The 14378-nt window shown below is 71.7% G+C and carries 11 protein-coding genes; 4 read left to right on the top strand and 7 right to left on the bottom strand.

Annotated features, from left to right (window positions below; translation table 11 throughout):
- The first annotated feature begins 37 nt into the window (after window positions 1-37).
- Entirely contained in the window at window positions 38-1441 is a 1404-nt protein-coding gene (gene sthA, locus ABZT03_RS19875; RefSeq protein ID WP_356041046.1) for a Si-specific NAD(P)(+) transhydrogenase, read from the top strand.
- 127 nt (window positions 1442-1568) lie between these two features.
- Here the strand turns inward: sthA and ABZT03_RS19880 are convergent, their stop codons facing one another.
- On the bottom strand, window positions 1569-2060 hold the full coding sequence (locus tag ABZT03_RS19880) for a DUF5709 domain-containing protein (protein ID WP_356041047.1): 492 nt from the start codon (window positions 2058-2060) through the stop codon (window positions 1569-1571).
- 344 nt (window positions 2061-2404) lie between these two features.
- Between ABZT03_RS19880 and ABZT03_RS19885 the strand changes: the two genes are divergently transcribed.
- Together ABZT03_RS19885 and ABZT03_RS19890 are read left to right on the top strand one after the other, a co-directional pair.
- Entirely contained in the window at window positions 2405-3877 is a 1473-nt protein-coding gene (locus ABZT03_RS19885; protein WP_356041049.1) for an APC family permease, read from the top strand.
- An 11-nt stretch (window positions 3878-3888) separates the two neighbouring features.
- Entirely contained in the window at window positions 3889-4848 is a 960-nt protein-coding gene (locus tag ABZT03_RS19890; RefSeq protein ID WP_356041051.1) for a hypothetical protein, read from the top strand.
- Window positions 4849-4931: 83 nt separating this feature from the next.
- Here ABZT03_RS19890 and ABZT03_RS19895 read toward each other — a convergent pair whose 3' ends face one another.
- Together ABZT03_RS19895 and ABZT03_RS19900 are read right to left on the bottom strand one after the other, a co-directional pair.
- On the bottom strand, window positions 4932-7286 hold the full coding sequence (locus ABZT03_RS19895; protein ID WP_356041053.1) for a glycosyl hydrolase family 65 protein: 2355 nt from the start codon (window positions 7284-7286) through the stop codon (window positions 4932-4934).
- The gene (locus ABZT03_RS19900) at window positions 7283-8020 is read right to left on the bottom strand and encodes a beta-phosphoglucomutase family hydrolase (protein ID WP_356041055.1); all 738 of its coding nucleotides are present in this window, start codon (window positions 8018-8020) and stop codon (window positions 7283-7285) included. The genes ABZT03_RS19895 and ABZT03_RS19900 overlap by 4 nt, the downstream gene beginning before the upstream one ends.
- Before the next feature lie 128 nt (window positions 8021-8148).
- Between ABZT03_RS19900 and ABZT03_RS19905 the strand changes: the two genes are divergently transcribed.
- On the top strand, window positions 8149-8820 hold the full coding sequence (locus ABZT03_RS19905) for a nucleoside/nucleotide kinase family protein (RefSeq protein WP_356041056.1): 672 nt from the start codon (window positions 8149-8151) through the stop codon (window positions 8818-8820).
- Window positions 8821-8874: 54 nt separating this feature from the next.
- Here the strand turns inward: ABZT03_RS19905 and ABZT03_RS19910 are convergent, their stop codons facing one another.
- The 4 genes from ABZT03_RS19910 to ABZT03_RS19925 form a co-directional block, all read right to left on the bottom strand.
- Window positions 8875-10713, bottom strand: coding sequence for a hypothetical protein (locus ABZT03_RS19910; RefSeq protein ID WP_356041058.1), 1839 nt, complete (start codon window positions 10711-10713; stop codon window positions 8875-8877).
- Between the two features lie 70 nt (window positions 10714-10783).
- The gene (locus ABZT03_RS19915) at window positions 10784-12502 is read right to left on the bottom strand and encodes a hypothetical protein (protein ID WP_356041059.1); all 1719 of its coding nucleotides are present in this window, start codon (window positions 12500-12502) and stop codon (window positions 10784-10786) included.
- Window position 12503: 1 nt separating this feature from the next.
- A complete protein-coding gene (locus tag ABZT03_RS19920; RefSeq protein WP_356041061.1) occupies window positions 12504-13406 on the bottom strand; it encodes a carbohydrate ABC transporter permease in 903 nt (300 codons plus the stop codon).
- The gene (locus tag ABZT03_RS19925) at window positions 13403-14314 is read right to left on the bottom strand and encodes a sugar ABC transporter permease (RefSeq protein WP_356041063.1); all 912 of its coding nucleotides are present in this window, start codon (window positions 14312-14314) and stop codon (window positions 13403-13405) included. The genes ABZT03_RS19920 and ABZT03_RS19925 overlap by 4 nt, the downstream gene beginning before the upstream one ends.
- Window positions 14315-14378 lie beyond the last annotated feature (64 nt).

A 14378-nucleotide genomic window follows, 5' to 3' on the forward strand; every position in this document is an offset into this window, starting at 1 on the left:
CTTCCGGAGGGGGCCCCGCGGCTGACAGACTCCTGCAGTGCCCGACTTCGACATGCTCGTCCTCGGATCAGGTCCGGGTGGCCAGAAGGCCGCCATCGCCGCGGCCAAACTGGGCCGCCGCGTGGCTGTCATCGACCGCCCCGACATGGTCGGCGGGGTCTCCATCCACACGGGGACCATCCCCTCCAAGACCCTGCGGGAGGCGGTGCTCTACCTCACCGGCCTCACCCAACGCGACCTCTACGGCCAGAGTTACCGGCTCAAGGAGGACATCACCGTCGCCGACCTGACCGCCCGCACCCAGCACGTGGTCGGCCGCGAGGTGGACGTCATCCGCAGCCAGCTCTCCCGCAACCACGTGTCCCTGTACGGCGGTACGGGACGCTTCGTCGACGACCACACCATCGCTCTGCGCGAGATCAGCGGCCAGGAACGGCAGTTGAGCGCCGAGCACATCGTCATCGCGACCGGCACCCGGCCGGCGCGGCCCGACAGCGTCCAGTTCGACGACCGCACGATCATGGACTCCGACAACGTCCTGGCGCTCGAACGGGTGCCGCGTTCCATGGTCATCGTCGGGGCCGGCGTGATCGGCATGGAGTACGCCTCCATGTTCGCCGCGCTCGGCAGCAAGGTCACCGTGGTGGAGAAGCGGGCCGGGATGCTCGACATGTGCGACGTCGAGGTCATCGAGTCGCTCAAGTACCACCTGCGGGACCTCGCCGTGACGTTCCGCTTCGGCGAGACGGTCGCCGCGGTCGAGCGGCACGCCCGCGGCACGCTCACCGTCCTGGAGAGCGGCAAGAAGATACCGGCCGACGCCGTGATGTACTCCGCCGGCCGGCAGGGCCTGACCGCCGATCTCGACCTCGGCAAGGCGGGTCTGTCCGCCGACCCGCGCGGCCGCATCACGGTCGACGAGCACTACCGCACGCAGGTACCGCACATCTACGCCGTCGGCGACGTCATCGGGTTCCCGGCGCTGGCCGCGACGTCGATGGAGCAGGGGCGTTCGGCGGCGTACCACGCCTGCGGGGAGCCCGTCGGGCAGATGCACAACCTCCAGCCGATCGGCATCTACACCATCCCGGAGATCAGTTTCGTGGGCCGGACCGAGGACCAGCTCACCGACGACCGGGTGCCGTTCGAGGTGGGCATCTCGCGCTACCGCGAGCTGGCCCGCGGACAGATCATCGGCGACTCGCACGGCATGCTGAAACTGCTGGTCTCACCCGAGGACCGCACGCTGCTCGGGGTGCACTGCTTCGGCACCGGCGCGACCGAACTCATCCACATCGGGCAGTCCGTGATGGGCTGCGGCGGCACGGTCGACTACCTGGTCGACGCGGTGTTCAACTACCCGACGCTGGCGGAGTCGTACAAGATCGCCGCCCTGGACGCCACCAACAAGCTCCGCCAGATCGACCACATCGCTGACTGAGCGGACCGAGGCGAAGGGCGCCCGCCACCTCACCCACGGGGCCCGGCGGGCCCCGCCCGCACAGCAATCCGCCCGGCCCGCCGCCCGTTTCGGGGGCGGCGGGCCGGGCGGGGCGCGGGACGGGTCGTCAGGTGGTGCTCGGGTCGTCCTCCGGGAGCCAGGTGTCGTCCTCGACGACGTGCACGGCGGCCTCCTCGGCGCCGGCGGCGCCCCCGTCGATGCCCACGTCGGCGGCGACGGCCTCCTTCGTGGTGTCGGCGTGCGCGCCCTCGTCCGGGGCGACCAGACGGCCGGCTCGGTCCGTGCCCGCCTCCGGGTCGACTCGCTCGCCCTCGCCCTCGGACAGGTCGCCGATGCCGTCCCCGGCAGGCGCCCCGGCCTCGGGGACCTCCTGGGCGAGCCGCTGGTCGAGGGTCTCGCCCTCGTGCTGCTCGGCGGCCGTGACGCCGTGCTTGGTGACGCCCAGCGGCTTCTCCGGCGGCGAGTAGCCCTCGTCGAGGATGTCGTCGTAGGTGCGCTCGTCGACGGCGTCCTGAAGGTCGAGCGGCGCCGCGTCCTCCTGCTCCTCGTTGCCGCCGGTGGGCTGGTAAGCGTCGTCGGCCATCGGCTCGGTGCCCATGGGCTGCCTCCCTCACGCTGCGCGGATCATGTGTCTGCGGTTCCTGGTCCGCGTTTCCCCATACGCGCTCCCCAACCTCACGAGCACGTGGCGAAGGGCATACCGCGGCCCGGAAGATTACTCTCCGGTCAATCTTGAAAGCTCAATGAGTACGGCTATCATCACTCGCACACACGGTGTGACCGGCTGTCGACAACGAGACACGCATCCACCCCGTTTCCTTCCCCTTCACCGCCCCCTGCCCGAGGCGACCCCTCTCCGGCTGCGGACGGGTTCACCCCCCGCCCCTCACGTCGCCCGGGCCCGGTCGCCCGCGCGTCGTGCACGAGGAAAGCAGCACAACCATGAGCAACAGCAGGGGCAGAGGGCTCCAGGCCAACGCCCTCAGCACGTTCGACACCGTGGTGATGGCCGTCGCCGGCAGCGCTCCGGCCTACTCGCTGGCCGCGACCACCGCCGTCCTGGTCGGCGCGGTCGGCCTGGCCAGCCCGGCGGCGCTGCTGTACTGCGCGATACCGATGCTGGGCATCGCCCTCGCGTTCAGCTACCTCAGCCGCATCGACGTCAACGCCGGCGCCAGCTACTCCTGGGTGGGCCGGACCCTGCACCCCTTCCTCGGCTTCATCAGCGGCTGGGCCCTGGTGATCTCCGCGACCATCTTCATGGTGGCGGGCTCGCTGCCCGCCGGGTCGATGACGCTCGCCCTCTTCGACGAGAACCTCGCTGACGACACCGCGCTGTCCACCGTCGTCGGCGCCGCCTGGTTCGTGCTCATGCTGCTGGTGGTGCTCGGCGGCGCCCGGCTGACCGTGCGCGCCCAGCTCGTCATGTCGGGCATCGAACTCGCCGTCCTCGCGCTGTTCGCGGTGCTCGCCCTCTTCCACACCGGCAGCGCCCGCACCTTCGAATGGTCCTGGCTCGGCTTCTCCCACTTCGACGGGGTGTCCGGCTTCGCGTCCGGCGCGCTCATCGCCGCGTTCTACTACTGGGGCTGGGACGTCACCAGCAACCTGAGCGAGGAGACCCGCGACAGCCGCCGTACGACCGGACTCGCGGGACTCATCGGCGTGGGCGTCGTCTTCCTGCTGTTCGAGGTGTTCACCATCGCCGTGAACGTGATCCTCTCCGCGCAGCAGATCGAGGACAACGACGCCAACGTGCTGTCGGTGCTCGGCGACGAGATCTGGCCGGGCTGGGGCGGCAAGCTGCTCATCGTGTCGGTGATGCTGTCCACCATCGCCACCCTGGAGACCACGCTCATCCAGGTCACCCGCTCCCTGTTCGCGATGGGCCGCGACCGCACGATGCCGTCCGCCCTCGGCCGGGTGCACCGCCGCTGGAACACCCCGTGGGTGGCGATCGTGGTGGTCGGCACCGTGGCGCTCGGGATGTTCATCGCCTCCAACGCGCTGGGGTCGGTGGGCGACATCCTGTCCGACGCCATCTCGGCGATCGGCCTGCAGATCGCCGTCTACTACGGGCTCGCCGGTCTCGCGGTGGTCGTCGCCTACCGCAAGACACTGCTGAAGTCGGCGTCCGGCTTCGTCCTCGGCGGCCTGTGGCCGCTGTGCGGCGCCCTGTTCATGTTCTGGATCTTCTTCGAGTCCCTGGGCCAGCTCAGCACCACGGCGGTCACCATCGGCATCGGCGGACTCGCCGTCGGAGTGGTCCCCATGCTCTGGTACTGGCGGCAGGGCAGCGACTACTACCGGCCGGCCCGGCTCGACGCGACCCGCACCGTCGCCGCCGACTACGTCCCCACCGGAGCGACCCTGCCCGATTCCCCGGTCCACGAGGGTCTCTCCACCGACTTCTGAGGGAGCACCCGATGGCGCGAGACACCTTCGCTCCCGACTTCGACCCCGACTGCGGTGACACGGACCTGAGTTCGGCCCGCCAGGACATCGTCATCGGCCGCTGGCAGGGCCTGCGCGCGCTGCTGCGCGCCACCGGCCCCGAGTGGCTCTCCCGCGGCCACCGGGTCCGGCTCCTCGCGCAGGCCTGCGCGGGGAGTTCCACCGCCGAGTCCTGGCTGGCCGCCGAGCCCGGCAGCGCCGACGCGCTGGTGCTGCGCGCGGCGACGGAGACGGCCCGGGCGTTCAACCTGGCCATCGCCGCAGGCCGGGGCGTGCCCATCGACCCGCACCGCGTCGACACCGCGGTGACGTCCTGCCTCCAGGCAGCCGCGTCGTGCCCCGACGACCCGACACCGTGGGTCTCCCTCATCTCCGTGGCCCGGCTCTACCCCACGGGGGTACTCCGGCAGGAACTGGCCCGCTGGTGGGAGGAGTTGCAGGAGCGTGACCCGTACAACACGGAGGGCCACCTCCAGGTGCTGCACTACTACTCCGCGCGCTGGCACGGCTCGCACGGCCTCATGTACGACTTCGCGCGCGACGCGGCGGAGGTGGCGCCGCCGGGCTGCGCGCTGCCGGTGCTGGTGCAGTACGCGCGCGTCGAGGAGTACCGGCACGCGGTCGACGCCGCGAACGGGGGCCCGGCGGCGGTGGGGCTGGGCCAGCACTTCCGGCACGACGGCGCCGTCAGCGACGCCCGCCGCACCTGGCAGCGCTGGATCGTGAGCCGGGACCGCGACGACGTCCGGCCCGGCGAGTTGCGCGACCTCAACTACCTTGCGCACGCGGCCTGTCAGGCGGGCGTCTCGGATGTCGCCGTGTCGATGCTGCGGCTGCTCGGGCCCCGGGCCACCCGGGCTCCCTGGTCGTACACGGGAGATCCGGAGCAGCAGTTCGTCAAGTGGCGCAAGGAGCTGCGCCTGCGCGTGTGACGACGGCAGCCGCCGTCGGCTCCTGACCCGCCGGGCGACGGGCGGTCGCGGTGCGCCGAAGCGGCACGCGACCGCCCGTCCCCTCAGCGGGCGTTGGGCCGGCGGTGCGGGGGCTGGCCCGGCGCGGGGCGGCCCTTGGGTGCCGGGACGGCGCGGACGGCGGGGCTGTCGTCGTGCAGGGTCAGCGGCACCCCGTGGTGACGGATCGTCAGGGGATCGCCCGTCCGCAGGGTGTACGTCGCCTTGTCGCGGCCGATCTCCACGTGCAGGCGCCGGCCCAGGATCTGCAGCGTGAAGGCCAGGCGGCTGAACCGCTCGGGCAGGCGCGGCGCGAACCCGAGGGTGTCGCCGTCGCGGCGCAGTCCGCCGAAGCCCGCGACCAGCGCCGTCCAGGTGCCGGCGAGGGAGGCGATGTGGAGTCCGTCGCGGGTGTTGTGCTCCAGGTCCGCGAGGTCCATCAGCGCGGCCTCGGACGCGTAGTCGTACGCGAGGTCCAGATGGCCGGCCTGGGCGGCGACGACGGCCTGGCAGCAGGCGGACAGCGACGAGTCCCGCACGGTCAGCGGCTCGTAGTAGGCGAAGTTGCGGGCGATCTGCTCCTCGTCGCTGAACTCCTGGAACCAGCTGCTGCACGTGTACATCGCCAGCACCAGGTCCGCCTGCTTGACCACCTGCTTGCGGTACAGGTCGAAGTAGGGGAAGTGCAGGAGCAGCGGGTACTGGTCGGCGCGGGTGCCGGCGAAGTCCCAGCGCTGGTGGCGGGTGAAGCCCGCGTGCTGTTCGTGGACGCCGAGTTCGCGGTTGTAGGGGACGTGCACGGCGAGGGCGGCGTCCCGCCAGGCGGCGCTCTCCTCCTCGTCCACGCCGAGCCGCGCCGCCCGGTCGGGGTGGCGTTCGCAGGCGTCGGCGGCGGCCAGCAGGTTCGCCCTCGCCATCAGGTTGGTGTACGTGTTGTCGTCGACGACCGCGCTGTACTCGTCGGGGCCGGTGACTCCGTCGATGTGGAAGACGCCGTGGTGGTCGTGGTGGCCCAGCGAGCGCCACAACCGGGCCGTCTCCACCAGCAGTTCGACCCCGGTGTCGCGCTCGAAGCGATCGTCGCCGGTGGCGGCCGTGTAGCGCACCACCGCGTCCGCCACGGCGGCGTTCACATGGAAGGCGGCGGTGCCGGCCGGCCAGTACGCGGAGCCCTCGGAGCCGGCCACCGTCCGCCAGGGGAAAGCGGCGCCGTGCAGGCCGAGTTGGGCCGCGCGCTCGCGGGCCTCCGGCAGCGTGTGCTGGCGCCAGCGCAGGGCCTCGGCCACGGCATCGGGCGCGGTGTAGGTCAGCAGGGGCAGCACGAAGGCCTCGGTGTCCCAGAAGGCGTGGCCGTCGTAGCCGGAGCCGGTCAGGCCCTTCGCGGGGATCGCCCGCTGCTCGGCCCGGGCACCGGCCTGGAACACGTGGAACAGGGCGAAGCGGACGGCCTGCTGGATCTCCTCGTCCCCGTCGACCTCGACGTCGGCGCGCGCCCAGAAGTCGTCGAGCGCGGCGCGCTGTTCGTCCACGAGCCCCTGCCAGCCGCCGACCGCGGCCGCCGCCAGCGCCGCGTCGACCTGGTCGCTCATCGCGGGCAGCGACCGCACGCCGGACCAGCCGTGGGCCACCAGCTTCTCCACCCGCAGGCGCTCACCCGGCGCCAGCACCGAGGTGACGGTCAGCCGGGCCACGTCCACGTTGCTCTCGGCGCCGGTCGCCGTGCCCTCCGGCCCCTCGACCACGTGGTCGGCGGCCACCGCCACCCGCAGACCGCTCTGCCGGGTGCGGTGCACCAGGCGCAGCCGGCGGCCGACGGCGAAGTCGTCCTCCGGCTCCAGCGGCGACTTGAGCGCCACGGCCGCCCGCGGGTCGCCGTTCGCCCCGGGGAGCGTCTCGTTGGCGACGAGTTCCGACTGGATCACCACGCGGGTCTCGCTGTCGACGGCCTCCACCTCGTAGGAGACGGCGGCGACCGCCCGCTGGGTGAGGGAGACCAGCCGGCTCGAGCGCACCCGGACCCGCGAACCGGCCGGGGAGACCCAGTCGCAGACCCGCTCCAGCTGCCCCGTGCGCAGGTCCAGCGTCCGCTCGTGCGCGACGAGACGGCCGTAGCGCAGGTCGAAGGGCTCGTCGTCGACGAGCAGCCGCAGCACCTTGCCGTTGGTGACGTTGATGACCGTCTGGCCCGACTCGGGGTAGCCGTAGCCGGCTTCCGCGTAGGGCAGCGGGTGCAGTTCGTAGACGCCGTTCAGGTAGGAGCCGGGCAGGCCGTGGGGTTCGCCCTCGTCGAGGTTGCCGCGCCAGCCGACGTGGCCGTTGGAGAGCGCGAACACGGACTCGCTCTGCGCCAGGACGTCGAGGTTCAGCTCGGTCTCGCGCACGGCCCAGGGTTCCACGGTGTACGACCGCTGGGTGATCACGCCTTGCCTCCCAGCTCGGCGAGGTCCTTGACGACCCGGTCGGCGCCGTGGGCGGACAGCGCGTCGGCCTGTCCGACGCGGTCGACGCCGACGACGTATCCGAACCGCCCGGCGCGGCCCGCGTCCATGCCGGCCAGCGCGTCCTCGAAGACCGCGGAGTGCGCCGCGTCGGTGCCGAGGTCCTCGGCGGCGGCCAGGAACGTGTCGGGGCGCGGTTTGCCCGGCAGGTGCCGTTCGGCGGCGACCACCCCGTCGATGCGTACGTCGAAGAGGTCCTCGGCGTCGATGGAGCGCAGCACGTCCCGGCAGTTGGCGCTGGAGGAGACGATCGCGGTGCGCAGTCCCTGTGCGCGGACCGCCTCGATGTAGCGCAGGGTGCCGTCGTAGGCCTCGACGCCGCCGGACCGGATCTTCGCCAGGACCAGGTCGTTCTTGCGGTTGCCGAGCCCGTTGACCGTGGCGGCGTCGGGCGCGTCGCCCGGATCGCCCTCGGGCAGTTCGATCCCGCGGGAGGCCAGGAAGCTGCGGACACCGTCGGCGCGCGGCAGTCCGTCGACGTACTCGTCGTAGTCGGCGGAGGTGAACGGCCGGAAGTCCGCACCGTCGCGCTCGCGCAGGAACGCGTCGAACGTCTCCTTCCACGCGGCCGCGTGGACCACGGCAGTCTTGGTGACGACCCCGTCGAGGTCGAACAGGCAGGCCACAATTTCTTCGGGGAGACCGAGCTGCGTCATAAGGACACCGTTCCCCAAGACGGCGAGTCCAGCGAGTGGCGCACGCCACACGTGGGCCCGCGGGTCACCGGGTCCGGGGCCGCCCTGGCCGTACGGGAGCGAGGGCGCCGGGTGGCACACTCTGCTCTGTGCCGCTGACCTTCGACGATCTGCTGACCCGTGCCCGGGCGCTGACCCCCGACCGGGGCCGCGCCGTCCTGGGGATCGCCGGCAGCCCCGGCTCGGGCAAGACGACCCTCGCGGAACGCCTGGTGCGCGCGCTCGGCGCGGACGGGACGGACCGCGTCGCGCACGTTGCGATGGACGGCTTCCACCTGGCGGACGCCGAGCTGGACCGCCTCGGCCGCAGGGACCGCAAGGGCGCGCCGGACACCTTCGACGCGGCGGGGTACGCGGCGCTGCTGCGGCGCCTGCGCGAGCCCGTCGAGGGCGAGGCGGGTGACGTCGTGTACGCGCCCGGGTTCGAACGCGTCCTGGAGCAGGCCCTCGCCGGTGCCGTCCGCGTGCCGCCGGCCGCCCGGCTGATCGTGACGGAGGGCAACTACCTGCTCCTCGGCACGGGCGTGTGGGCGCGGGTGCGGGCGCAGCTGGACGAGGTGTGGTTCTGCGAGCTGGACGAGGTAGAGCGCGTGCGCCGCCTGGTGGCCCGGCACGAGGCGTTCGGCAAGGGGCACGCGGAGGCGGTGGCGTGGGTCGACCGCAGCGACCGGCCCAACGCCGAGCTGGTCGCCGCGACGCGGGACCGGGCGGATCTCGTCGTACCGATGGCGGCGATGCCCCGCGTGGGCACCGGGACGTGACGTCCGGGCGGAGGGCCGGTCGGATGGCGCGGCCTCCCCGCCCGCCGGGTGGCCTCAGCCGCGCAGGGTGAGTTCCGGTTCCCCCCGGGCGTCGCCCGCGAGGTCTCCCAGTACCGCGGTGAAGGCGTCCGTCCGTACGGTCAGGCCGCGCTCCCCGTGCTCCCCGTGCTCGACGACGACGGTGAACGGCTCCCGCGAGCCGTGGCGCACGGCGAAGACGTGCAGGTCGTCCGGCGCGTCCGGGACCGGTCCCGCCTCCAGCGCGGTCGAGCCCACCAGGTGCCGCCAGCCCTCGTCGGGGTTGCCGTAGCCGCGCGGGTCGGCGGCCAGGGCGAAGGCCGCCTGTTCCTGGGTGAGGTCCGCGCGGGCGTCGAAGTACTCGGCGCCCCGCGTGCCGGGGTGGGTCAGGCGCAGGGTGCCGGCCGAGGCGACGGCCCCCTCGGCGGTGCGCCGCACCCGGTCGCCGTCGTCCTCGGCGTACGGGAGCCCGGCCAGCAGGTACGGCGTCCCGGTGAGGCGTTCGACGACCACGGTCGTCCACAGGCTCGTGCCGTCGGTGACGTACAGGGAGCGCACATGCCGCAGGACGTGGTCGCGGCCGACGACGGGCTTGGTGACGAGCTTGGCCGTCAGTCCCCCGGCGCCGGCCTCGCGGACGCGGACCGCGCCCATCGGGCGGCACAGCAGGAAGCCGTCGGTGACGGGGCCGAAGCCGTGCTGGCGGTTGACGGCGGCGGGCAGGTAGTAGGTGCCGCCCGCCTCGACGACGGCGGGGGTCATCCGGTCGTCGAAGGCCACCGACACGGTGCCCGCGCGCAGTTGGTGCCGGGCGGGCGTGCGGGACGGCTCGCGGTGCCAGGGGGTGGCGTCCTGGATCTGCCACACCAGCATCCAGGCGAAGTGGCCGTCGACCCCGCCGTCCGCCTTCGCCGCGTGCCGCGACCAGCGGCTGTCGCCCCGGTAACGGCCCAGGTCGGAGCCGATGCGGTGGCCGAAGTAGCGCAGGCCGAGGACCGATTCGAAGGCGGAGTGCTGTTCGCTGTAGCGGGGTCCGCCGGTGTCGAAGCCGCCGCCGGTGAGGCGGGCGTCGATGTACCGGGCGAGGGCGTCACCGTCCTCGGCGAAGACCTCCTCGCCGCTGACCCGGTGGGCCTGGGCGAGGAAGGAGAGGGAGATCGGGCCGTAGTTGTTGTCGTAGGCGCCGCCGTGCTCGGGCGGCAGCAGCGCGCCCCGGTCACGGACCCGGTGGGCACGGATCTCGTCCGTGTACAGGGCCAGCGCGCGTGCGCGGACCGCCTTCCCCTGTCCGGGCGGCAGCAGACGCGCCAGCATCAGGCCGCCGACCACGCAGCCGATCGCCTGGTTGCCTGCCTCCTGCGGGTTGAAGAAGGTCGCCTCGGTCAGCCACCTCCAGTAGCCCCGGGCCACCGCCAGCAGTTCGGCGCGCTGCCCCTCGTCCACCAGGCCGTCCGCCGCCTCCAGCACGTTCACCGCCTGCAGCAGCGCCCACACCGTGCTCGGCCAGTCGCCGACGGGGTGCGCGCCGGGCGCCAGGACGTACCGGGCGTACGGCAGGCCCGAGTCGCGCACCCGCAGGTTCGGGTAGCCGGGGTTGTCCTCGCGGTATACCCGCTCCCGCAGGTGGAAGGCGAGGCTGCGGCGCACCGCCGCCGGCAGCCGCGGGTCCTCCGTGCGGTGCCAGGTCAGCGCGAGCAGGGAGGTGACGCCGAGCGAGGTGTCGCCCACGTCGTCGAGGCAGTCCGGGTGTTCGAGGCTGCCGTCGGCCGTCATGCGGGCCAGGGCCTGTTCGGTGACGTCGGCGAGGACGGCGTCGTACGCCTGCGGGGTGTCCGGCAGGTCGTGCAGCGGGCCGCGCTGGTGCGTGAGGTGCACGGGAGGGGGCGTGAGGTGCACGGGGATCAGCCCTTCATGCCTGGGGTGGCCATGGCGTGGTTCGTCGGCTTCACACGACAGGTGCGGGCCGGCGGGCGCGCAGTGCGACGGTCAGTGTCTGCGGGCCATGTCCACCGATGTAGACGCGGTTCCCGGTCGTCGCATCGGTGCCGCCCGCCACGGTGTAGTCCTGACCCGGGTCGTACCGCAGCATGTCGCTCCGGTCCGGCCCGGCGAGCTGTTCGCCCGCTCCGGCGTCGGCCTCGACCCGGATCTCGTCGTCACCGACCCGGTAGGTCATCGGCCCGGTCGTCAGGCACCAGCGTCCGTCGCCGATCGGTACGGCGCCCTCCGGCACGCCGCCCGGCCGGAAGGTCAGTTCGAGGGCCCAGGGCACTCGGGGTCCGCTGATGTCGATCCGCAGGTCGGCGCCGTCCTCCCTCAGGTCCACCTCGACGCGGGTCGTGTGGGAGACCTCGTCCCGAGGCCGGTCCGGGAAGGCCATCGCGGCCGAGAAGCGACCCTCGTCCGTCATCCCGTAGACGCCGCCGTCCCGTCGCCGATCCGGCGGGAGCGGCTGGTAGTAGGCGGCCGTGAGGGTTTCGGAGAGCCGGTACCGGCTGTCGGCGAGCTGCTGCATCCCGGCGGCCCGGAACGGGCCCAGGTCGAAGAACCCCCGCGAGAGACGGACCGCGTCGAGGACGGCGTCGCCGGCGAACAGACGCAGGAAGGTGGGATTGCAGGCGAGGCCCGAGCGGATGCGCCGGTGCTCGGGCACGTCGGAGCCGCCGTACACCACCGTGTGCGCGGCGGCCGAGGCACGCGCGGCGAGGCGGGCGGTGGTGATGTACCTCTCGCGCGCAAGTGCCTCCGCAGCCGGGTCCGGCAGGGCGCGGCACATCTCCGGGGTGAGGAGGGTCTCGGCGAGCAGGTCGGGGTCGTCGATTCCGCCGGCGGCCGCCAGCCGCGCCGCCCGGCTGAAGTCGCCCCGGCCGGTGCGGACCGCGAACAGCCGGTAGTGCGGCAGGTAGGGCGCCAGTGGGAACGGGTGGTTCTGGTCCTGCCGTCGCGAGTGGACGGTCTCCACCGTGCCGTCCGGCCTGATGAGGTCCAGGGTGGTGGCGAGGTGGCGTTCGACGGTGTCCAGCAGGTCGGCACGGCCCAGGACGCCGGCCAGCAGCAGGAGCGAAGGGTTGGACACGTGGGCCGCGTAGTTGGCGCTACGTTCCGAGTACAGGCCCTCCGCGTCGATGTCGACGCCCTCGGCGAGCCACTCCTCGACGCGGTCGAGCAGCCGCTCGTCGGGGAACGACCGGTGCAGCCGGGCCAGCGCCGCGCACAGCTCCCAGCGGTGGTTCGGGGTGTGCACCCCACCGGTCAGGAGACTCCCGGAGGCGGCGCCGGCGATCTCGGCGAGCGCGGCCGTGACCTCGCTCAGTTCCGGCCCCGCGCCCACGGCGAGGACGTGCGCGTCGCACACGTCGTTGACGGTGAACGCGGAGTCCGGCGGTGACTGCACGTTGTCGCCGCCGGCGAAGAGGCCGGTGGTGGTCTGCATGGCCCGCAGAGCCCGGACGTGGGTCATCGCGGCGGCGACGGCCTGCCCGCTGCCGTGCAGGGCCGAGTCCGGGGAACGGTATGCCGCGACCAGGGTCTTCACCCGGCGCGCCAGACCACGGTGCGGCACACCGGCGGGTTCCTCGTCGGGGCCCGCCGTCAGCGGGGCGGCCGACCGGTCGGCGGCGCCGGCCACCGCGCGGACGAACTCGTGGTCGAGCGGGGTGGGCACGTCAGTCCTTCAGTCCGGCGTTGATGTCGGCACCCATGACGTAGCGCTGGAAGACCAGGAAGATGGCGATCAGCGGGATCATGGAGATGACCGACGCGCCGAGCAGTACCGACCAGTTGATGTTCTGCGCGCCGACGATGCTCTGGATGCCGATCTGCACGGTGAACTTGTCGGGGTCGTTGAGCATCAGTAGCGGCCAGATGTAGTCGTTCCAGCGCCACTGGAAGGACAGGATGGCGAGGGTCAGCATGATGGGCCGGGAGAGCGGCACCATGATCCGCAGGAAGATCGACAGTTCGCGGGCGCCGTCGATGCGTGCGGCTTCCACGAGTTCGTCGGGAACCGTCAGGAAGAACTGGCGGAACATGAAGCATCCGGTCGCGGTGAGCACGGCCGGGAGGATGATGCCGGCGAACGAGTTGTAGAGGCCGAGGTTGCGGACCACCAGGAACTCAGGGGCGAGCATGACCTCGGACGGCAGCATCGTGGTGGCCAGGATGCAGATGAAGAAGGCCTTGAGCCATTTGTTGTCGTACTTGGCCAGGGCGTACCCGGTGCAGCAGCTGACTCCCACCGTGAGGATCGTCGTGATCACGCACACGAGGGCCGTGTTGACGAAGTACTGGGAGAAGTTGGCACTGCGCCACGCCGTCAGATATCCCGACAGGGTGGGGTTGTGCGGAACCAGCGTCAGCGGATAGGAGAACAGGTCGCTGGACGGCTTGAGGGAGCTGAGGATGAACCACAGCACCGGCAACCCGTACAGGCACGCCAGGATCCACAGCAGCGTCGTCGCGGACACCGCCTGGCGGAGCCCGCCGTTACCCGCCCTGCGGGGCCGCTTTTTGGAGACGGCTCGTCCCGGACCGGTGTCGGCCGGACGTGGCAGGTCTGTGGTTGTCATCGGTTCTCCACCCGCCGGTTGACGATCAGCTGGATGATCGCGACGGCCATCAGGATGAGCATGAGCACGAACGACGCGGCGCTCGCGTAGCCGATCTGGCCCCGTTTGAAGCCGGTCTCATAGATGTACTGGACGAGAAGGTTGTTCGACGTGCCGGGTCCGCCGTTGTTGAGCGCGACGAACACCGGGTATTCCTTCATCGCGTTGATCGTGTTGAGCAGGATGACGATGAACGAGGTGGGCGCGATACTCGGCAGCGTGATGCTGATGAACTGGCGCCATGGGCCGGCGCCGTCGAGCGAGGCCGCCTCGTAGTACGACACCGGTACGTTCTTGATCGCCGCGATGAACAGCAGCATCGAGAAACCCGTCCAGGCCCAGGACGCCGCCATCACCACCACTATCAACGACAGGTCCGCGTTCGACTGCCACGGAACGGCACCTCCGCCGAGCTTCTCGATGACGTAGTTGACCAGTCCGAAGTTCTCACCGAACAGCCATCGCCACAGGACACCCACGACGATGGGCGACAGAAGCCACGGGATGAAGAAGATGACGCGGGCGACCGACGCGCCCTTGGCGTGCTTGCTCACCAGCAGGTTGGCGGTGAGCAGCGAGACCGCGAAGTTCAGCGGAACGAAGAGCACGGCGTACAGCAGCGTCCGGGTCAGCGCGTCGTAGAAGGTGGAGTCCCCGAACAGGTTGTGGTAGTTGTCCAGTCCGATGAACTGGAACGCCCCCACACCCGTGTAGTTCGTGAAGGAGTAGACGAGCCCGATCACCGCCGGCCAGACGAAGAACAGCGCGAAGAGCACGACATTGGCCGCGATGAGGACGAGCGGCGCGATGGTGTAGGTGCTGCGTCTCCTGAGCCGGCTCGCGGACACGGCCGAGGCGCGTTTTGTCATCTTCCTGACTCCGTGCTGGTGGAATGGATTGCTGTGGGCTCACGCCATGAGCCCGGCATCATGC

Source organism: Streptomyces sp. NPDC005574 (assembly GCF_040605435.1).
Taxonomy (GTDB): Bacteria; Actinomycetota; Actinomycetes; order Streptomycetales; family Streptomycetaceae; genus Streptomyces.